At 67.9% G+C, this 19,416-nt stretch carries 16 protein-coding genes and 1 pseudogene; 7 read left to right on the top strand and 10 right to left on the bottom strand.

Annotated elements, in window-relative coordinates:
* Window positions 1-74: 74 nt before the first annotated feature.
* Both QZM72_RS14490 and QZM72_RS14485 read right to left on the bottom strand, forming a co-directional pair.
* Window positions 75-1,544: an efflux RND transporter periplasmic adaptor subunit gene (locus tag QZM72_RS14490; RefSeq protein ID WP_301738449.1), complete on the bottom strand. Its 1,470-nt coding sequence runs from the start codon at window positions 1,542-1,544 to the stop codon at window positions 75-77.
* A gap of 26 nt (window positions 1,545-1,570) precedes the next feature.
* A complete protein-coding gene (locus QZM72_RS14485) occupies window positions 1,571-2,884 on the bottom strand; it encodes a TolC family protein (RefSeq protein ID WP_089469159.1) in 1,314 nt (437 codons plus the stop codon).
* Between the two features lie 302 nt (window positions 2,885-3,186).
* Between QZM72_RS14485 and QZM72_RS14480 the strand changes: the two genes are divergently transcribed.
* Window positions 3,187-3,903: a M35 family metallo-endopeptidase gene (locus QZM72_RS14480; protein WP_089469158.1), complete on the top strand. Its 717-nt coding sequence runs from the start codon at window positions 3,187-3,189 to the stop codon at window positions 3,901-3,903.
* A 15-nt stretch (window positions 3,904-3,918) separates the two neighbouring features.
* On the top strand, window positions 3,919-4,368 hold the full coding sequence (locus tag QZM72_RS14475; RefSeq protein WP_089469157.1) for an OmpA family protein: 450 nt from the start codon (window positions 3,919-3,921) through the stop codon (window positions 4,366-4,368).
* Between the two features lie 163 nt (window positions 4,369-4,531).
* Here the strand turns inward: QZM72_RS14475 and QZM72_RS14470 are convergent, their stop codons facing one another.
* The 6 genes from QZM72_RS14470 to QZM72_RS14445 form a co-directional block, all read right to left on the bottom strand.
* Window positions 4,532-5,722 (bottom strand): phosphotransferase enzyme family protein, encoded by a 1,191-nt coding sequence (locus QZM72_RS14470; protein ID WP_089469156.1) that lies wholly within the window; start codon window positions 5,720-5,722, stop codon window positions 4,532-4,534.
* Window positions 5,723-5,758: 36 nt separating this feature from the next.
* Window positions 5,759-6,391, bottom strand: a complete 633-nt coding sequence (gene pnuC, locus QZM72_RS14465) for a nicotinamide riboside transporter PnuC (RefSeq protein WP_089469155.1) — start codon at window positions 6,389-6,391, stop codon at window positions 5,759-5,761.
* 59 nt (window positions 6,392-6,450) lie between these two features.
* On the bottom strand, window positions 6,451-8,682 hold the full coding sequence (locus tag QZM72_RS14460; RefSeq protein ID WP_089469154.1) for a TonB-dependent siderophore receptor: 2,232 nt from the start codon (window positions 8,680-8,682) through the stop codon (window positions 6,451-6,453).
* A gap of 626 nt (window positions 8,683-9,308) precedes the next feature.
* Window positions 9,309-9,512 (bottom strand): DUF2970 domain-containing protein, encoded by a 204-nt coding sequence (locus tag QZM72_RS14455; RefSeq protein WP_050014477.1) that lies wholly within the window; start codon window positions 9,510-9,512, stop codon window positions 9,309-9,311.
* Window positions 9,513-9,632: 120 nt separating this feature from the next.
* Window positions 9,633-11,705, bottom strand: a complete 2,073-nt coding sequence (locus QZM72_RS14450; RefSeq protein WP_089469153.1) for a pyridoxamine 5'-phosphate oxidase family protein — start codon at window positions 11,703-11,705, stop codon at window positions 9,633-9,635.
* Between the two features lie 37 nt (window positions 11,706-11,742).
* A complete protein-coding gene (locus tag QZM72_RS14445; protein WP_089469152.1) occupies window positions 11,743-12,387 on the bottom strand; it encodes a glutathione S-transferase family protein in 645 nt (214 codons plus the stop codon).
* A 126-nt stretch (window positions 12,388-12,513) separates the two neighbouring features.
* Between QZM72_RS14445 and QZM72_RS14440 the strand changes: the two genes are divergently transcribed.
* A complete protein-coding gene (locus QZM72_RS14440) occupies window positions 12,514-13,455 on the top strand; it encodes a LysR family transcriptional regulator (RefSeq protein ID WP_089469151.1) in 942 nt (313 codons plus the stop codon).
* Window positions 13,456-13,726: 271 nt separating this feature from the next.
* Here QZM72_RS14440 and QZM72_RS14435 read toward each other — a convergent pair whose 3' ends face one another.
* Window positions 13,727-14,383 carry a TetR/AcrR family transcriptional regulator gene (locus QZM72_RS14435; RefSeq protein WP_089469150.1) on the bottom strand — a complete coding sequence of 219 codons (657 nt, stop codon included), beginning with the start codon at window positions 14,381-14,383 and terminating at the stop codon, window positions 13,727-13,729.
* An 87-nt stretch (window positions 14,384-14,470) separates the two neighbouring features.
* On the opposite strand from QZM72_RS14435, the gene QZM72_RS14430 reads away from it, so the two are divergent.
* The 3 genes from QZM72_RS14430 to QZM72_RS14420 are packed head-to-tail and all read left to right on the top strand — an operon-like array spanning window position 14,471 to window position 17,941.
* Complete coding sequence (locus QZM72_RS14430; RefSeq protein ID WP_089469149.1) at window positions 14,471-15,373, top strand: SDR family oxidoreductase; 903 nt, start codon at window positions 14,471-14,473, stop codon at window positions 15,371-15,373.
* Window positions 15,370-16,950, top strand: coding sequence for an NAD(P)/FAD-dependent oxidoreductase (locus QZM72_RS14425; RefSeq protein ID WP_089469148.1), 1,581 nt, complete (start codon window positions 15,370-15,372; stop codon window positions 16,948-16,950). The genes QZM72_RS14430 and QZM72_RS14425 overlap by 4 nt, the downstream gene beginning before the upstream one ends.
* Before the next feature lie 7 nt (window positions 16,951-16,957).
* The gene (locus QZM72_RS14420; protein WP_089469147.1) at window positions 16,958-17,941 is read left to right on the top strand and encodes an alpha/beta fold hydrolase; all 984 of its coding nucleotides are present in this window, start codon (window positions 16,958-16,960) and stop codon (window positions 17,939-17,941) included.
* 60 nt (window positions 17,942-18,001) lie between these two features.
* Here the strand turns inward: QZM72_RS14420 and QZM72_RS14415 are convergent, their stop codons facing one another.
* Window positions 18,002-18,400 (bottom strand): carboxymuconolactone decarboxylase family protein, encoded by a 399-nt coding sequence (locus QZM72_RS14415; RefSeq protein WP_089469436.1) that lies wholly within the window; start codon window positions 18,398-18,400, stop codon window positions 18,002-18,004.
* 364 nt (window positions 18,401-18,764) lie between these two features.
* Between QZM72_RS14415 and QZM72_RS14410 the strand changes: the two are divergent.
* Window positions 18,765-19,416, top strand: a pseudogene (locus QZM72_RS14410) (hypothetical protein); the annotation flags it as partial.

The raw sequence follows: 19,416 nt of genomic DNA, 5'->3' as shown, positions 1-19,416 counted from the left end.
CGGTCACCCGGCGAATCGGAAAGCGGGCTGCGTGGCGGGCCGCCAGTCGCGCCACGGTGCATGCGTATTGCTGCTCACTCATGTTCCGCGTTCCCCTTGCCGAGCTCCGCCTTCAGCACGAAGCTGTTCGACGCCGCGTATTCCTGGCCGGGCTTGAGCCCCTTCAGCACTTCGGTCGCGCGTTCGTCGCGCCGCCCCGTTTCGACGGCCTGCGCGACGAAGCCCTTCGGCGAACGCACGAACACCGACGGCGCGCCGTCGACGTCCTGCAGCGCGTCGCTCGCGACCGCGAGCGGCACGCGTTGCGTGCCCGCGTCGACCGATACGTTGACGAACATCCCGGGACGCCACACACGATCGGGGTTCGGCAGCACGACGCGCGCCGGCGCGGTGCGCGTCTGCTCGCCGAGCAGCGAACCCACGTACGCGATCGGGCCGCTCGAGCGCGATTCGAACGCGGTCGCGATCACCGTTGTCTCGCGACCGACGCGCACGTCGTTGAGCCGCTGCGCCGGCACCGCCATTTCGGCCCATACGGTCGACAGGTCGGAGATCACGAACATGCTCGCGTCGGCGGCAATCGCCTCGCCCGGCGTCGCATGCTTCTCGACGATCGTGCCGGCGAACGGCGCGCGCAGTTCGTAGCGGTTCAGCACGCCCGCGCCCACCGGCGCATTCAGCGCGGCGAGCTTCTGCCGCGCGTTCTGCACCGCGATCTCGGCCTCGCGCAACTGCACCTGGGCCTGCTGGTAGTCCTGCTCGGCCGAAATGCGCTCCTGCCACAGCGTGCGTTCGCGCTCGTAGGTCGCGCGGGCGCCCGACAGCCGGCGCTCGGCCGTCAGCAGCTCGCTGCGGCGGTCGGCCAGATCGGTGCTCGCGATCACGGCGAGCACCTGCCCCTTCGCGACGTTCTGCCCGAGCGACACCGACACCTGCTCGACGATGCCGGCCACGCGCGGCACCACGTGCGCGGTGCGATCCTCGTTGAACTTGATTTCGCCGGGAAGCTGGAACGGTGTCGCGATCTGCGCGGGGCCGGCGTTCGCGAGCGCGATCTTCGACGTCGCCAGTTGCGCGTCGGTCAGCGCGATCGCGCCGTCGGCGAGCGCGTACGGGAACGACGCCGCATCGTTGCCGGCCTTCACGTCGATCGTCGCATCGAACACGTGCGGCTTCGCGATCGACTGCGCGGACACGAACTTCTGGCCGGCCGCGTCGAATCGCAACGGTTCCTGCGTGTGGTCGTACCGCACCAGCGTGCCGGACACGGTCACGCCCTTGTCCAGCGGCTTGCCGTCGACGGACGGATAGACGACGAGCCGCGCGTCGCCGGGCTTTTCCGTCATCACGATCTCGACGGACAGCTTGCCGCGCGTGAGCACGACACCGCCGCGCGCGCCGGCACCATCGGCCTGCTGCACGGCTTCGGCGGCCGTCGGCGCCGATGCGCCGTTGACGCTCCGCGTGACGGCGAGCGCGCCGATCACGATTCCGGCGCCGCCGAGCACGGCCGCCGCGATAACGAAGATTCTGCTGCGTGACATGATGATCCTTCCGGTAAGAGGAGCGCTTATTGCGCGACGGCCGCGAGCGGCGTGCCGACGAGCCGGCCGATGTCGGCGCGGGCCGCATGGGCGCCGGCGAGCGCACGCACGTATTGCGACTGCTCCTGGAACAGCGTGCGCTGTGCGTCGAGCACGTCGAGGAAGCCGAACTTCCCGAGTTCGTAGCCGCGCGACATCGCATCGAGCGCGAGGCGCGCGGCCGGCAGGATGTCGGACTTCAAGCGCTGCGCTTCCTGCTCGGCGGCCTCGAAATTCGCGTATGCCTGCGTCAGTTCCAGTCGCAGGCGCGTGCGTTCGCGATCGAGATCGGCGTTCGCGCGCGTGGCCTTGTGCGTCGCCTCGAGCAGCGCGCCCTTGTTCGTGTTGAACAGCGGAATCGGGATCGATACGCCGACCACGGCCTGGTTGTCCGGCACGCCGCCCGTGGTCACGCGCTTCACGCCCGCGCTGACCGTCACGTCCGGAATACGCCGTGCGCGTTCGAGCGACACGGCCGCATTCGAGCGCAGCATTTCGGCACGCGCGATCCGTGTGAGCGGCGAATCGTCGAGCTGCGCGGTCAGCGCGGACAGCGGCTCGACCGGCGGCACCGTTTCCAGGTCGCCACGTACCGCGAGCCGGTCGTTGCGCGCTTCGCCCATCACCGCGTTCAGCTTTTCGCGCGCGACGTCGACACGGCCGCGCGCGGTCACGACTTCGATCTGCACGCCGGCCGCCGCCACCTGCGCCTTGGTCGCCTCGACCGGCGACACCTTGCCGGCCTGCGCCCGGCGCCCCGCGAGATCGGCCGAGCGCGCGGCGATCGCGGCCGATTCCTCGGTCACCTGAAGCTGGCGCTGCGCGGCGAGCAGCCCGTAGAACGCGGCGATCACATCGGCGCGCACGGCCGCGCCCTGGTCGTCGAGCGACGCGTTGGCCGCCTCGCGGCCGTACGACGCGACGTCGAGCCGCGCGCGGCGCTTGCCGCCCAGTTCGATGGTCTGGTTGATCAGCGCGGTGGACGTGCGCTCGGCGCGACTGAAGCCTTCCTGCAGGAACGAGATTTCCGGGTTCGGACGGGCGCCGGCCTGCATCAGTGCGCCGGCCGACGCATCGACGTCCGCGCGCGCGCCGCGCAGCGCCGGGTTGTTGCGGGCCGCGACCGCGAGCGCATCGGAGAGCGTCAATGACGATGCAGGGAGCGTATCGGAGGGGAGAGCGCCGATCGGCGTCGCGCTGCTGGCTGCGATCGTGATCGGCCCCGGCGACAGCGACGACTGCGCATGAGCCGTCGCGGCCATCGCAAGGACGATGGCCGCGACGAGGTTGAGCTTGAGCATGTTCGGTTCTGCGGTAACGGTTCGCGACCGATGCTACGGACCTGCCGCAGTGCGAACATGAGGCGAAGATGATATTTCCGTCATGTTGGGCGCGGTGTACTCGCCGAATCGACGTGCATATCTGCCCTGCCGGTCACGTCAGCATAAAAAATACGTTTCAAAATTTAGAACTAGTTCTATAGACGTATTCGCTCGAAAAGATGACTGTTCAAGGTCCCGGCAACATGAACAAAACCATGCTGTTTTATGACATCACGGTCGTGCTGCCTCCTTGAAAACCTGCGAATCGAGACTTTTAATCAGTGAAAAACCTCTTCGATCACAACGAGTACGACTTTGACACCGGCGAAGACAAAGAATGGTTTCTCGTTCACTCCGGGGCCGTCACCAACACAAACCCGGGATCGGTGGTTGACGTTTACATCAACACAACACCCATCTGCCCTAATATGACCAATCGAGAATTTAGAATCATGGTATCTCGGCTGCTTAAGTGGTCCATAATTCTGGTTGAGCGCAGGATCACCGATCTGAAGCGGTATGACAAAACAACCAAAGACAGAATGATATATTGGTTCAATCGATGCGATGAAAATACACGAAAATACCTTCTCATCGGCTTCTCACGACATCTCTCCGTTCTCAAAACGCTGACGCCACACCATTTCGTTCGAAGCGATCCGAAGCTCGATAGAATGTTAGGCTGTGTTCCGAACATGATCGACATCGAGAATGAAGCCGCTCACGTTTGCGGGCCCAACACGGAGCGCAGGCTTATCAGCATTGCGATGAAGTTTTGTACCGGCTTGCGCGATCAGAATATGTTCGGAGATTCCCGCCTATCCACGCTCATTCACGAAGTCACTCACTTCGTCGACACCTTCGGTAGCGGCGACCCTCGTTACGGGCTCGATCCCACAGCGGCCGCATGGGCAAGGACCAATCCCGACCAGGCATTGAGGAACGCGGATACCCTCACAGGGTTCGTGATCTACGGCGAAGAATTATTTGCGGAGTAAGGAGCCGAATTCAGCATGAGAATTTTTATCACGTCACTAATCGTGCCTATCGCAACGTTGCTCCTTTTCCCGGCAAGCTCTGCGGCGGAATGTCAGGGGTCACAAAATCTGCCGTCACGGCAATTTTTCGTGGCCTTCTCCCACAACAGTCACGAGATCTCCGAATCCGAGAAAATACGAATTGGACGATGGATTTCAGCAATGAATTTCGATTATCCGATACAAAACTGGATCACTGTAATTGGCAGCGCTTCCAAGATTGAGGCTGATCCTGAACGACTCGCAACGAAGCGAGCTTCCGAGACGGCGAAAGTCGTCATAGACGACGGTCTGACAAACGCACCGATTCAGATAAAAACGCAAATTTATCCAGCCAGCAGTGCAGCTGGATCGACATCGGAAACACGCGAAGTCGCCATTCAAGTGAGCCCCGGCTGCCTCGACAACTGCTGTACCGGCCATTGACATGAAATCGGCTCATTTACCGCCGCCGCGCTTGCGTTGACCCGTGTACCTCCAACGCTCGCGTGCGACGGTCCATCGAATCCATCCGAACGAGATTTCGATGTTCGATTCGAGCGATATGTCGATCACCGAACCCGGGAAGCTATCCGCGCATTTTCGAGAATCAAACGCGCCCTTGCTTCCCCCGCCGCCGCTGCACGAGCCAGTCGAGCAGTTGCCGCCCGTCGCGCTCGCCGAACCAGCGCGCATGCCCGATCAGGTAGCCGTCGTACGCGATATCCACGGTCGCCGGCGCATCGATGATGCAGCCGAAATACGCGACTTCCGACAGCGCGAACTCCGTATGCACGATCGGCAGCAGCGCGACGAGCGCCGCATACGCATCGTCGCTCAGCGGTTCGAGCGATTCATAGCCGTCGAGCAGCATGTCGATCTGCTCGTATTCCACGCGCCGCGCATCGGCCGGCGCCATCCAGTCGACCGTATTGCGCTCGATCGCCAGCGCGAGGTCCATCACCGCACAGGTGCGATCCGACAAGCCGAAATCGAGCACGGTCCGCACCTGCGCGCCGGGCCCCGCTTCGGTCCACAGCAGGTTTGACGCATGCCAGTCGCCGTGCGTCCACAGCGGCGTCAACGTGGGCAGCAACGGCACGAGACGCGCGTGATACAGGCCGATCGCCTCGGCCACGTCGCCACGCCAGTCGCGCGAGCCGAGCGCACGCACGAGCAGCGGCTGCGCATCGACCCAGCGTTCGAGCGCGCCCGCCAGATCGGCGGACGACAGCACGCGAAAACTCGACAGCAGCGTGCGCACGGGCCGCGCGGGCGCATCGTAGCCGGCCGACGCGCGATGCAGTTCGGCCAGCGCGCGGCCGGCCGCGTACGCGTGCGACGGATGCGTGAACGGCTGCCACGACATCACGCCGCGATACGGATCGACGCCGGGCGCGAGCACGTGCACCTCATACGTCCACTCGCCAAACGCAAAGGCGGTCGCGCCGTGACGATCGGCCAGCACGTCCACCACCGGCATCCCGCGTTCGCGCAGATGCGCGATGAAGCGATGCTCTTCCTCGAGCCCCGCGACATCGCGCAAGCTCGCGTGATGTCGCTTGACGAACAACCCGCGCCCGTCCGCCATTCGCACGAGCACCGCTGCCGCGAACTGTCGCGGGCTGTGCCACGTCAGCCGCACCGGCTCGCCCGCGCCGTCGATCCGCGCGAGCACGGCCGCCACCTCGTCGTGCGTGATCAGCGGCCAGTCGCGTTCGGCCTGCTCGCCGTCCACGCCGAATTGCGGCGGTGCGACGTCGCGCGACAGGGGGCCGTCCGGCTCGAGGGGGAATGACATGAACGACGTTGCTCCGTGGTTGAATCCGTGCGCGGATCAGCGCGCGCCGCCGCCCGATGCGAGCGGGCCGCCAGCGGCCGCGCGCAATGCGGCGGCCGTGCGGCTCCAGTCGCGCCAGCCGACGACGGCCAGCCCGATGAACAGCGCATAGAGCCCGGCAGTCAGATACAGTTCCTTGAACACGAACATCCCGACGTACACGACGTTCACGATGATCCACAGCCCCCACGATGCGATGTAGCGCCGCGCGGTCCAGTATTGCGCGACGAGGCTGAACGCGGTCAGCGACGCATCGACGAACGGCAGCGCCGCGTCGGTCCAGCGCGCCATCATCCCGCCGAGCAGCGCGCTGCCGATGACGGCCGCGATCAGGTCGGGCAGCATCTTGAGCGGCTGCACGCCGGTCACGGGCGCGACGTCGCCGGCCGTCACCGCGCCGCCGCCGGCCTCGCTCGCGCGCTGCGCGAGCCAGCGCTGCCAGCCGTACACCTGCAGCACCGCGAATGCGCCCTGCAGCAGCATGTCCGAGTACAGCTTCGCATCGAAGAAGATCCAGCCGTACAGCGCGACCGACGCGAGGCCGACCGGCCAGCACAGCATGCGCCGCTTCGCGGTCAGCCAGATCGCGAGCGCGCTGACGATCACGCCGGCGATTTCGAGTGGGGACATCGTCTGTGCTCTCCTGGTGAACTGCCGGGGCCGCGCGTCACGCGGCTGCCTCCGGTCGGTCAGAAATCATAGGTCAACGATACGCGCGCGGTGCGCGGCGCACCCGGGAACAGGTACGCATCGCCCTGCTGCTCGCCTGCGTCGCGCCAGTAGAACTTGTTGAACAGATTGTCCACCGACACGCGCAACACCGTACGATGGCCGCCGATCTTCGTCGTATAACGCGCGCCGAGATTGAACACGAACCACGACGGCACGCGCGCGGTGCCCTCCTCGTTCGCGTTGCGCGCAGCGCTGTATTCCACGCCGCCGAGCACGTTCAGGCCCACGACGCCCGGCACCGCGTAGTCCGCATACAGCGACGCGCGCAGCGCGGGCACGTTGATGATCTGGTGCCCTTCGTACGCCGGCGATCCGGAATCGTATGCGCGGGCGCGAATCGCCGCGACGCTGGCCGTGAGGCCCAGCCGCTCGGTCACGCGCCCGGCCGCGCCGAGTTCGATCCCCTGGTGCCGCTGCGTGCCGCGCTGCACGAACGTGTAGCTCGTGCCCGACGCGTCAGGATCGGCGAACTGGAACGGCTTGCTGATCGAGAACACCGCGGCCGTGAGGCTCAGCCGGTCGAGCCAGTCGTATTTCGCGCCGACCTCGATCTGGTGCGATTCGACGGGCGGCAGGAACGCATACGCGTTGGTCGCGCGCACCGGCGCCTGATCGCCGAGCGACAGCGCCTTGCTGTACGACGCATACAGCGACAGCACGTTCACCGGCTTGTAGACGAGCGCGACCTGCGGCAGGAACACCGAGCGGTCGGTATGCGTCGCCTCGCCGTCGAGGCTGCTCCAGCTGCGCTGGCGCAGCAGCACTTCCTTGCCGCCCGCGAGCACCTGCCAGTGTTCGCCGAGGCTGATGCGGTCGAGCCCGAACACGCCGTACTGCCACGAATCGAGCTGAGGATACGACGGCCCGGGCGTGTTCGGCGACGGTGCAAACGCGACGTCGGGCCCGTAGATGTTCTCGCTGCCGACATAGTCGTACACGGCAGTCGCCATGTGCACGACGCGGCGCTGCACGCTCACGCCGAGCGTCAGCTCGTGCCGCAGCGGCCCCGTCGCGAACTTGCCGGTCGTGACCGCGCGCAGATCGTCGTTGCGCCGGTATTCGCCGGGGCTGCGGAAGTCGTACACGTCGTAGTCGCCGTTCGCGCCGAAGAAAAACGGCGACGTCGCGCCGGCCGCGCAGCTCGCCGCGTACGAGCAGCCGTACGCGAACGCGCTGTTGTCGTCGATCATCGTGCGGCTGCGGCCGGCAGCGATATAGGCCTTCCAGTCGTCGTTGAACTGGTAGTCGAAACGCGCGTTCAGGTTCAGCGCGTCGGTCGTCACCGGTTTTGCCCACGGCTGCGTGCCGAGCGCCTTCGACGTCGTCTTCACCGACGGCACGACGGTGCCGCCGAGCAACTGGTAGCCAGGCGCGGAACGCTGGATCCACTGCTGGAACTCGGCATTGAGCTGCAGGCTCGCGCGCGGGCTGATGTCCCAGTCGGCGGCGATCGAGCCGAACGTGCGCCGTCCGTTCGTGCCGTCGATATACGAGTGCATGTTCTCCTTCGCCGCATTGATCCGGAACCCGAACTGGTTGTCCGGGCCGAAGCGGCGGCCGAGATCGACGGCCGCCGACGTCGAGCCGCGGCTGTCGACGCCCCCCGTCACACTCGCGACGTTCGCGGAGCGCTTGGTCACGAAGTTGATCACGCCGCCCGGTGCGACGACGCCGCTGTCGATGCCCGCGAGCCCTTTCAGGATCTCGACGCGCTCCTTGTTCTCGAGCGGCACGTTCTGCTCGCCGGACACCGTCAGCCCGTCGATCCGGATCGCGCTCGCGAGATCGACCGGAAAACCGCGGATCGCGAAGCCCTCGAAATAACCGACCGGCGCGTAGTCGTTGACGACCGACGCATCGTTGCGCACGACGTCGCTCAGCCGCTTCGCCTGCTGATCGTCGATCACCGCGCGCGTGATGACGTTCACGGACGCCGGCGTGTCGCGCAACGGTGCGTCGTCGAACCCCGCGACCGATGCTTCGCGCGCCCGCAACGCATGGCCGCGCTCGCCGCTCACCGTGATCGCGGGCAGCGTCGTGCTGGCGGTCGCATCGGCGCCCGGCGCAGGTGTGTCGCCCTGAGCCGCGGCCGCCTGCGCCGCGAAAAGCGTGACGCCGAGACCGACGCCGAGCCCGACCTTCGCGCGCCGCCGCCGTGCGCGCGCCGCTGTTGTTCTATTCACCGTCATTGTTCTGGAGGGAAAACTCGCCATTCGACCTGTCGAAACCCGAAAGCCGTTACGAAGCTGCGAAGCGTGCGCTTGCAACCGCAACCGCATCCGCGCCCATCGCCGGACACGAGCCGTCGACACGATATTCATCGGACGAACCGGACCCTGCGGCGTGCAAGCGGGCCGACCGGTCGGAACAACGCAGGATGGGACATCGGATTCGGATGACGCGCCGGAAGCCGACGCAGCGGCCGACGGGTTCGTCGGATGCCTGTCGGGCGGCCGGCTGCGTCGCGCGGTCGTGTCATGCGGGGGACGCTTCGAACGCCCCGGTGCGGGCGGCGGGCAGTCGCGCCGGCCGTTCATCGGAACGGCGGCCTGCCCGTCGCGCGCGACATCGCGGCGTGGCGCGCATTTTACCCCGGGCGCGGCAAAGGGCCGCGGAATCGGGCGGAATGGGAGACGGGGAAGGCGGGGACGGGGACGAACGGTGCAGGCGGCGCGATAACGGCGGCGACGGCGACGATGCGGTCGCGATTCGCGTCGTGCGTGCCGGCGCTGATGCCGGCGTCGTCATGCACCGGTCAGGTGGCCGGAAACGGGAGCGGGAACGGCGGCCCGCTAACGGCTCACCGTCCGCTCGCTCAAAACCCCTGCATCGTCACAGTCGGATCGACAACCAGATGCACGACGCCGTAAATGACCGCGCCGACCAGCAGCGCGAGCAGCAGCGCCACGAACGGCAGCAGCGTGAAGTTGGCGTTCGCGAGATCGTTCGCGTGCGCCTTGCTGTTGCGCACGCCGAAGAAACTCCACAGGACCAGGCGAACCATGCCGAGCAGTTTCATGATGGGCTCCTTTATCGAATCGGTTGACCCTATCGTCGATCCGGACAGCATTCGAAAAAAGCAGCAGTTGCGTGCGCTTTTCGCGCAGCAGGCCGTCTGCGGCGGCATGTCGCACACGCGTCAGCGGTCGAGCACGAGCGGCTCCGTCGCGCGTTGCGCGGGCCGTGCGACACACAGCAGCGCGCAACCGGGTTCGATCGCCGCATCGGGCATCTGCTCGTAGTCGACCGCGCCGGACAGCACGCGCGTCGCGCACGTGCCGCACGAACCGGAGCGGCATTCGGACGGCACGGCCACGCGCTGCCCTTCCGCGAATTCGAGCAGCGTGCCGTCGGCGGGCGTCCACGCGGCTTCGCGCCCCGTGCGCCGGAACACGACCGGCACGCTCGGCGCCGCTGGCGCGACAGCCGCGCGGGTCGCACTGCGCGAGACGCTCGACGGCCCGAACGCCTCGAAACGGATGCGTTCGTCCGGCACGTTCAGCGCGCGCAGCCCGTCGTACAGGTCGCGCATGAATGCCGCCGGCCCGCACAGATAGAAATCGTAATCGTCGAATGAAAGGACCCGCTTCAGTTGCCCGATGTCGATGCGCCCGGCCCGCGCGGCCGAGCCGTCGTGAGGATGACTGTCGAACCAGTGAAGCGACACGCGTGCATCGGCGGCCGCGATGCGCGCCAGTTCGGCGGCGAACGGCCGGTCGGCCGCTTCGCGTGCGCCATGCACGAACACGACGCGGCGCGACGGCGCGTCGCCGGCCAGTGCGCGGCGCAGCATCGCGACCATCGGCGTAATGCCGATGCCGGCCGACACGAGCACGGCCGGGCGCGGGCTCGCGAGATCGAAAGTGAAGCGGCCGCGCGGCATCTGCGCGTCGAGCGTCATGCCGGCCTGCGCGTGATCGTGCAGCCACGCCGATACGCGCCCTTCCCGTTTCACGGTGATCCGGTAATGCGCGCCGCCCGGCGCGTCGGACAGCGTGTAGCTGCGAATCGTGGGCGCGTCGCTCCCCGGCAGCGCGATGCGCAGCGTCAGATGCTGACCGGCTTCGTACGCAGGCAATACGCCGCCATCCGCCAGTTCGAAATGGAACGACCGGATCGCGCGCGTTTCGTCGACGATCTTCGCAATGCGCAGCGTTCGCCATGCGGGAGCCGATGCCGGCACGGCGGCGGATGGCGCCGGTTCGGCCGTTGCCGCCGCACCGCCCGACGCCGACGCCGCCGTCGCCATCGCCGCGAACTGCGGCGCACGCTCGACCGCCGACCACCGGAACGGCAGCACGGCCCGCACGCGCCGCACTTCCCGAACGTGGAAACGCACGACGCGCTGCCCGCCGTCGAACGACGCGACGAGCGGCCCGTCCCACACGATCTCCGCGTGCGCGGCGACGTACAGCAGATCGCCGCTGTCGAAATCGACGAACAGCAGCCCCGCGCGCGGATCGTGCTGCAGGTTGCCCAGCGTATTGAAGAACCGGTTGCCGCTGAAATCGGGCGTGGTCAGCGTACGCGCATCGTCGACGCGCACGAAGCCCGGCACCCCGCCGCGATGCGATACGTCCGCGCCGCGCGCCGCGCCCGCCTCCGCCGACGTGTTCGCACTCGCGACGAAGAACGTATCGGCCTGCGCGAGCAGCGCGCGATCCGCGTCGCTCAATGCGTCCGACACGTCGGGCGCGACGGACGCTCCGACGTCCCGCGCGACGAAAGTGGGCTTGCGGCCCTGGATGTACTTCGCGCAGTTGCCGAAGCTCTGCTCGACCGCGATCGTCAGCGCGTCGCCGTCGACCGCGCGCACGACGCCGTTCACGCGATTGCGCCGCCGCGTATCGAATTCGATCCCGAGCCCGCCGAGCGGCGCGCCCGCCTGCCACGCGCCGGCCAGCGGATCGCCCGGCAGCGCGGGTGCCGCGATGCGCAGCGTGTGGGCGTCCGGCGACGTGACGAACCCCGGCGTACCGACGCGCAGCGTCGCCCACGGCTGGCCGTTTGCATCGACGCCGCCGAGCACGAAGAACGGCAGTTGCGCGAAAAACGTCCGGTGCTGATCCGGCATGAAGCGCCGGATCCCGCGCCGGCCGGCCGCGCTCGCCGCGTCCGTCACGCCTGCGCGCTGCTGCACGGCAAGCTCGCCCGCGTGAAACGGCGCGGTATCGAGTTCCCACCCCGGTACGACGGCGGTTGGCGCATTCATCGCGTTCTCTCCCGAACAAGCGCGGCAGCCGTGAGTATCAAGCGGCGAGCAGACCCGCGCGCGTCGTCGGCATCGCGACGAAGCCCGGCAGCGCCTCGATACGCGCCAGCCACGCCCGCACGTGCGGATACGGTTCGAGCGACACGCCGCCTTCCGGCGCGTGGGCGATGTACGTGTACGCGGCGATGTCCGCGATCGTCGGCTGCGCGCCGGCCGCGAACGGCTTGCCGGCCAGCTCGCGATCGATCACGTCGAGCACCTTCCCGGCCGTGCGCTTGGCCGCTTCCGGGTCGAGCTGCGCGCCGAACACGGTCACGAGCCGCGCGGCCGCGGGGCCCGATGCAATCGGCCCGGCCGCGTACGACAGCCAGCGCTGCACGACGGCCGCGCCGACCGGATCGTCGGGCAGCCAGTGCGCATCGCCGTAGCGCTTCGCGAGGTACACGAGGATCGCGTTCGAATCGGCGATCACGGTGCCGCCGTCGTCGATCACCGGCACCTGCCCGAGCGGATTGAGCGCGAGAAACGCCGGTTCGCGCTGCGCGCCGGCCGCGAGATCGACGTCGATGGTCCTGGACGGCAACCCGAGCAGCGACAGGAACAACCGGACACGATGCGCGTGCCCGGACAGCAGGAACGAATAGACGCGAATGGGCGAGGCGGGCTTGCTGGCGGCAGACATGGAAACACTCCGGAATCTCGCGCCGCCGGGGATCGGCGACGAACGGCTCCAGCGTAACGCTCGCCGTTCGTCGCCAGAAGACGGATAATCGCGGAAACATTCTCCGCTTTCATAGGACAATCGACGATGGCCGATCTGCGCGACGTGAACCTGAACCGGCTGGCGATCTTCGTCGCGGTGGTCGACGCCGGCTCGCTGACGGCCGCCGCCGAGCGGCTCGGCCTCGCGAAGACGGTCGTCAGCACGCACATGCAGCGCCTCGAATCCGAGGTCGGCGCGAACCTGCTGGTGCGCACGACGCGGCGGCTGAGCGTGACCGATGCCGGCCGCGTGTTCTACGACGCGTGCCGCGACATCGTGCGCGCCACCGAAGCCGCGCTCGACACGGTGTCGTCCGACGCCGGGCCGCTGCGCGGCACGCTGCGCGTGAGCGTACCGATCGACTACGGCGCGCTGGTGGTCGCGCCGGCCGTCGTCGCGCTGCGCGACCGGCATCCGGCGCTCGCCGTCGAACTCGTCGCGAACGATCGCGTCGTCGACCTGGTCGCGGACAACCTCGACGTCGCGATCCGCATCGGCCGTCTCGCCGATTCGAACTATCGCGCGGTGCAGCTCGGCACCTATGAGAAATGGCTGGTCGCGAGCCCGGCGTTCGTCGCGCGACACGGGCTGCCGCGCGATCCGGATGCGCTCGCCGCGCTGCCGTTCGTGATGCTGTCGTCGCTGCCGCGGCCGCATACGCTCGAACTCGATGACGTGCGGGGCGGCCGTGCATCGGTGCGCTGCGTCGCGCCGGTCGTGTCGAACACCGCGACCGCGTGCCGCGCGATCGTGCTCGCGGGCGGCGGCTTCGGGCTGCTGACGGATTTCTCGACCGCGGACGACGTCGCGGCCGGCCGGCTCGTGCGGCTGCTGCCGGGCTGGCACACGGCGCCGGCCGGGATCCATGCGGTGTATCCGTCGACGCGGCTGCCGTCGCCGAAGGTGCGCGCGTTCATCGAGGCGATGAAGGCGCGGATCGGGGAGACGCCCGTGGTCGTACCCGCGAAGCGACGCCGCACGCGTTAGCGTGTCAGTCGAACCGGACGACGTTACATTCGGGACTCATTCGTCGCAGCCCTCGATATCGGCGAACACGCACTCGACAGGACGAAAACGGCCCTGCTCGATTTCGCGCTCGCCTGAAGACAGCAGCGTCGCCAACACCAGCGTCGCCTGAGACGCTCCCGACGATTCGATATCGACGACATACCGCTCATTGCCTGCAATCGGCCAAGATCCGGATGGCCGCCCGTATCAACGCATGATTGATGGCGAACCGTCACGTCACGCATTGCCGCTACCCCGCCTCCCGCAACGTCCCCAGCAGCACCTTCCTGCAACTCGCGATCATCTGCGCCTCCGGATCGCGATAGTCGGTCAGCAGCCACGCCGCGCCCACGTTCGTCATCGCGCCCACCAGCGCGAGCCCGATCAGCCGCTGCTCGGTACGCTCGGCAGGCGTGACGACTTCTCCCGGCGCGCCGATCGCCATGATCAGCTTGCCGAAGTCGATCAGCATGCGCTGGTACGTCATGTCGGTATCCGCGCTCACACCCATCACCTCGAGCAGCAGCACGCGCGCCGCGCACGGATCGCGCAGAAACGCGAAGAACGCGGCGAGCCCCGCGTCGACACGCTCCCGCAAATCGCCGCCGCGCGCGGCGACCGCCCGCGCGACCGCGTCATGCAATTGCTGCGCGTGATGCAGGTAGGTGCAGCGCAACAGATCCTCGGTGCTGTCGAACGCCGCATAGAAATAGCGGTCGTTCAGCTTCGCTTCCTGGCAGATCGACCGCACGGTCGCCTTGCGAAAACCCACCGTGCCGAACACGCGCGTCGCCGCGCGAATCAACGCGTCGCGCCGCTCGGCGGCCCGCACCTCGGGCGCCACGCCGCCATACGACCGGCCCTTTTTTTCCGTTTCGAGTGCTTTCTCCATTCCGCTATTTGACATCAGGACACCCGAAAACTAAAGTGGTGACGAGCAACACCACAATAGATGCGCCGCCGGTGCAGCGCAAGCGGAACGGGAGGACGACGAATGAAGGGGTTTTCCGGCAAGGTCGCCGCGATCACGGGCGCCGGTTCGGGCATGGGCCGCAGCCTCGCGGTCGAGCTCGCGCGGCGCGGTTGCGAAGTCGCGCTCGCCGACGTCAGCGAAGCCGGCCTCGCCGGCACGGCGGCTGCCTGCGCGCAGCACGGCGTACGCGTAAGCACGCGCCGGCTCGACGTCGCCGACCGCGACGCGGTGTTCGCGTGGGCCGATTTCGTTCGCGCCGAGCACGGCAAGGTCAACCTGATCTTCAACAATGCGGGCGTCTCGCTGGCCGCCAGCGCCGAAACCGCGCGTCTCGCCGATCTCGAGTGGATCGTCGGCATCAATTTCTGGGGCGTCGTGCACGGCACGCAGGCGTTCCTGCCGCATCTTCGCGCGTCGGGCGACGGCCACGTCGTCAACACGTCGAGCCTGTTCGGGCTCGTCGCGATGCCGACGCAAAGCGCGTACAACGCGACCAAGTTCGCGGTGCGCGGCTTCACCGAGGCGTTGCGCATGGAACTCGAACTCGACGGCGCGCCGGTGAGCGCGACCTGCGTGCATCCGGGCGGCGTCGCGACGAGCATCGTCGACGCGGGCCGCGTCGATACCAGCATCCACGCGCTGACGGGCCAGGACGAAGCGACCCATCGCCGCCAGGCGAACCGCCTGATCAACGCGACGACGGCCGACGAGGCCGCGCGGCAGATCCTCGCGGGCGTCGAGCGCAATGCGCGCCGCGTGCTGGTCGGCGCCGACGCGCGCCGGCTCGACAGGATCGCGCGGCTGCTCGGCGCCGGTTACCAGTGGCTGATGTTGCGCCACGTGCGCCGCGCCCGCGCACGCAACCTCGAACGCGCCCACGCTCCGGCCGCGCGCCCGACCACGCCGACCCAGGACCCCGCATGACCTCGACGACCGACCGGCGCGACGCGCCGCCCGCTGCCGACGCCCGCCACGACAGTGACGATCGCCGCGACCTCGACGTGCTGATCGTCGGCGCCGGCCTGTCCGGCATCGGCGCCGCGTATCACCTGAAGCAGCGCTGCCCGCATGCGAGCGTGGCGATCGTCGAGGCGCGCGACGCGATCGGCGGCACCTGGGACCTGTTCCGCTATCCGGGCGTTCGTTCGGATTCCGACATGTTCACGCTCGGCTACAGCTTCCGTCCGTGGCACAGCGAGAAGGCGATCTCCGACGGGCAGACGATCCTCGACTACATCCGCGACACCGCGCGCACCTACGGCATCGACAAGACGATCCGCTATGGCCGGAAGGTCGTCGCGGCCGACTGGGATTCGAACCGCGCGCGCTGGACGGTGCGCATCGAGCGCACGCGAAACGGCGCGACCGACACGCTCGTCTACACCTGCCGCTTCCTCTTCATGTGCAGCGGCTACTACGACTACGACGCCGGCTACCTGCCCGACTGGCCAGGCATGGATACGTTCGAAGGCAAGCTCGTGCATCCGCAGCACTGGCCGAAAGACCTGTCGTACGCGAACCGGCGCGTGGTCGTGATCGGCAGCGGCGCGACGGCCGTCACGCTGGTGCCATCGATGGCGGCCGACGCGCGGCACGTGACGATGCTGCAGCGCTCGCCGACCTACATCGTGTCGCTGCCCGCGCGCGACAAGATCGCGAACGCGCTGCGCCGCGTGCTGCCGTCGCGGCTCGCGCACCGGCTCGTGCGCATGAAGAACGTGCTGCTGACGATGTACCTGTACAACGTGTCGCGCCGCAAGCCCGACCGGACGAAGCAATTCATCATCCGCGCGGCCAGCAAGCAGCTCGGCCCCGGCTTCGACGTCGCGAAGCACCTGACGCCGCGCTACATGCCGTGGGACCAGCGCGTGTGCCTCGTGCCGAACGGCGACCTGTTCAAGGCGATTCGCGCGGGCCGCGCATCGATCGTCACCGACGAGATCGAACGCTTCACGCCGACCGGCCTCCAGCTCAAGAGCGGCCAGCAGCTCGACGCGGACGTGATCGTCACCGCGACGGGGCTGAAGGTGAAGATGCTCGGCGGCGCGCGCGTGACCGTCGACGGCCGCCCGGTCGATCTGCCGGAAACGGTGTCGTACAAGGGGATGATGTACAGCGACGTGCCGAACCTCGCGTCGTCGTTCGGCTACACGAATGCGTCGTGGACGTTGAAGGCCGAGTTGATCGCGCGCTACGTGTGCCGGCTGCTCAACCACATGCGCGCGAACGGGTACGACACGTGCGTGCCGCGGCTCGGCGCGGGCGATCTCGGCGACGTGCCGGCCGTCAACCTGAGCTCCGGCTACATCCAGCGCGCGGCCGGCATCCTGCCGAAGCAGGGGCACCGCAAGCCGTGGAAATTCCACCAGAACTACGTGCTCGATCTCGCGTCGCTGAAGTTCAGCACGCTCGCCGATTCCGCGATGCATTTCGAACGCCGCGCAAAAACCGGCGCGGCCGCCACCGCACCGGCTGCCGAACCCGCACTCGAAACCCGCTGAGGCCGACATGACTCCTACGCTCCACCTGATCCAGAACGTGCTGCTCGGCGTCGTCGCGGTGCTCGCCGCGCTCGCGCTGTTTTCCGGCTACGTGGCCCGTCGCGTGACGCGCGCGTTTCCGCCCGAAGGCCGCTTCGTCGACATCGACGGCGATCGTATCCACTACGTCGAATACGGCAACGGCCCGCCGATCGTGTTCGTCCACGGGCTCGCGGGGCAATGGCGCAATTTCGCGTACCTGCCGCTCACGCGGCTCGCGCAGCAGCATCGCGTGATCCTGATCGACCGCCCCGGCGCCGGCCGCTCGCTGCGCGGCGCGGCCTCGCAGGCGAACGTGTTCGCGCAGGCCCGCACCGTCGCCGCGTTCATCGACGCGCTCAAGCTCGACAAGCCCGTGCTGGTCGGCCATTCGCTCGGCGGCGCGATCGCGCTCGCGGTCGGCCTCAACCATACGGACCGCGTGAGCCGGCTCGCGCTGATCGCGCCGCTGTCGCACGAGCAGACCGAGCCGCCCGCGCCGTTTAAGCCGCTGATGCTGCCGTCGCCGCTCGTGCGCCGTTTCGTGTCGTGGACCTTCGCGATCCCGCTGACGATCCTGACGGGCCGCAGCGCCGTGCGCCAGGTGTTCGCGCCGGAGGACGTGCCGCGCGACTTCCCGGTCAAGGGTGGCGGCCTGCTCGGGATGCGCCCGCACGTGTTCTACGCGACGGCGACGGACCTGCTGTCGGCGCCCGTCGACCTGCCAGCAATGGAGCGTCGCTACGCGGCGCTCGCGCTGCCGGTCGACGTGCTGTACGGCCACGCCGATCCGATCCTGAACTGGCGCGAGCACGGCGACGCGCTCGCGAAGAAATCGGCGCGCGTGCGGCTGAAGGTCGTCGAGGGCGGGCACATGCTGCCGGTCACGATGCCCGAAGCGACGGCCGACTGGCTTCTCGAAGTCGCCGCCGCGCCGGCCGACGTTGCGGCGCAGCCCGTGCGCATCGCGTAGCTCGCGGCGGCGAAGCGCGGCGGCCGGTTTCCGTCGCGGGGAGCCAACGCCGCGACGCAATCAGGCTTCGTCGTCGGGTATCGACAGCCCGCGCTCCGAGAGCACCTCGCGCGCGCTGCGAAACGCCTCGACCGCGGCCGGCGCGCCGGCGTACAGCACGCTGTGCAGCAATACCTCGCGAATCTCGACGAGGCTCGCGCCGTTGTTGAGCGCACCGCGGATATGCCCCTTCAGTTCCGTGCCGCGGCCGAGCGCCGCCAGCATCGCGCACGTGCACAGGCTGCGCGTCTTCAGGTCGATCCCGCCCCGCTGCCACGTGCTGCCCCACGCATGCTCGTTCAGCCAGTTCTGCAGCGGGCGGGAGAACCCGTCGAGATCGCTCATCGCGCGCTCGACGAACGCCTCGCCCATCACGTCGATGCGCCGCGCCTTGCCATATTCCCTGTCCTGTTCGCTCATGTCGGTGTCCTGGTGATTTGGCGTCGTGGCCGTGGCCGCTGCCGCGCCGGCGGCCGGGGTTCGCGTCATGTTCGGCGGGACGGCGCGTTTCGTCAAAGATGCGGGCCTCGATTCGCGGCCGGGCGCGTCACGTGCGATCGAGCGCTACGTAACATCCCGTCGCGCGTTACGGCGCCTGACGGGAACATCACGGCCGCGATGCTCGCGCGCCGCGCGTGCCTGTCGCGCGAAATCGCCATTCCTCCGTTTAAATCGCATCGATATTCCCGATTTCCGCAACAAATCACGACACCGTTTCGCGAAACATGTCGTGGCTCGGAATTTGCAGTGAAGGCTTGGACACACTTCCAATGTCGAGGCCAACATGCACATTCTCCTCAAGAAGACGACGGTAACGATGGCCGTCTCGTCACTGCTCGCGCTGTACGGCTGCGGCTCGGTCGATGGACCGACGACCCCGCCGACCATCAAGCCGAGCACGTCCGGGACGGGTGGTAGTTCGGGGACTTCGGGTACGTCGGGCAGTTCCGGTACGTCGGGTACTTCTGGCACGTCGGGTACCTCCGGCACTTCGGGCACTTCCGGTACCTCGGGCACTTCCGGCACTTCGGGCACTTCGGGCACTTCGGGCACTTCGGGCACTTCGGGTACTTCGGGCACTTCCGGTACGTCAGGTACTTCCGGTACGTCAGGTACGTCAGGTACGTCAGGCACCTCCGGCACGTCGGGCACCTCCGGCACGTCGGGCACGTCGGGCACCTCCGGCACGTCGGGCACCTCCGGCACGTCAGGCACCTCCGGCACGTCGGGCACCTCCGGCACGTCGGGCACCTCCGGCACGTCAGGCACCTCCGGCACGTCAGGCACGTCAGGCACTTCCGGCACGTCGGGCACGTCGGGCACTTCCGGCACGTCGGGCACTTCCGGCACGTCGGGCACTTCCGGCACGTCGGGCACTTCCGGCACGTCGGGCACTTCCGGCACGTCGGGCACTTCCGGCACGTCGGGCACTTCCG

The organism is Burkholderia sp. AU45388 (genome assembly GCF_030481585.1).
Classification (GTDB): Bacteria; Pseudomonadota; Gammaproteobacteria; order Burkholderiales; family Burkholderiaceae; genus Burkholderia; species Burkholderia sola.
Note: the sequence above shows the minus strand (reverse complement) of the source record. Positions and strands in the feature narration are given on the sequence as shown.

Excerpts from the sequence above, each read along its gene's own strand:
- QZM72_RS14490 (WP_301738449.1), bottom strand. The coding sequence starts at position 1,544 with ATGTCACGCAGCAGAATCTTCGTTATCGCGGCGGCCGTGCTCGGCGGC.
- QZM72_RS14440 (WP_089469151.1), top strand. The coding sequence starts at position 12,514 with ATGGCCGATCTGCGCGACGTGAACCTGAACCGGCTGGCGATCTTCGTC.
- QZM72_RS14415 (WP_089469436.1), bottom strand. The coding sequence starts at position 18,400 with ATGAGCGAACAGGACAGGGAATATGGCAAGGCGCGGCGCATCGACGTG.
- QZM72_RS14485 (WP_089469159.1), bottom strand. The coding sequence starts at position 2,884 with ATGCTCAAGCTCAACCTCGTCGCGGCCATCGTCCTTGCGATGGCCGCG.
- QZM72_RS14470 (WP_089469156.1), bottom strand. The coding sequence starts at position 5,722 with ATGTCATTCCCCCTCGAGCCGGACGGCCCCCTGTCGCGCGACGTCGCA.
- QZM72_RS14420 (WP_089469147.1), top strand. The coding sequence starts at position 16,958 with ATGACTCCTACGCTCCACCTGATCCAGAACGTGCTGCTCGGCGTCGTC.
- QZM72_RS14455 (WP_050014477.1), bottom strand. The coding sequence starts at position 9,512 with ATGAAACTGCTCGGCATGGTTCGCCTGGTCCTGTGGAGTTTCTTCGGC.
- QZM72_RS14425 (WP_089469148.1), top strand. The coding sequence starts at position 15,370 with ATGACCTCGACGACCGACCGGCGCGACGCGCCGCCCGCTGCCGACGCC.
- pnuC (WP_089469155.1), bottom strand. The coding sequence starts at position 6,391 with ATGTCCCCACTCGAAATCGCCGGCGTGATCGTCAGCGCGCTCGCGATC.
- QZM72_RS14430 (WP_089469149.1), top strand. The coding sequence starts at position 14,471 with ATGAAGGGGTTTTCCGGCAAGGTCGCCGCGATCACGGGCGCCGGTTCG.
- QZM72_RS14450 (WP_089469153.1), bottom strand. The coding sequence starts at position 11,705 with ATGAATGCGCCAACCGCCGTCGTACCGGGGTGGGAACTCGATACCGCG.
- QZM72_RS14475 (WP_089469157.1), top strand. The coding sequence starts at position 3,919 with ATGAGAATTTTTATCACGTCACTAATCGTGCCTATCGCAACGTTGCTC.
- QZM72_RS14435 (WP_089469150.1), bottom strand. The coding sequence starts at position 14,383 with ATGTCAAATAGCGGAATGGAGAAAGCACTCGAAACGGAAAAAAAGGGC.
- QZM72_RS14460 (WP_089469154.1), bottom strand. The coding sequence starts at position 8,682 with ATGACGGTGAATAGAACAACAGCGGCGCGCGCACGGCGGCGGCGCGCG.
- QZM72_RS14445 (WP_089469152.1), bottom strand. The coding sequence starts at position 12,387 with ATGTCTGCCGCCAGCAAGCCCGCCTCGCCCATTCGCGTCTATTCGTTC.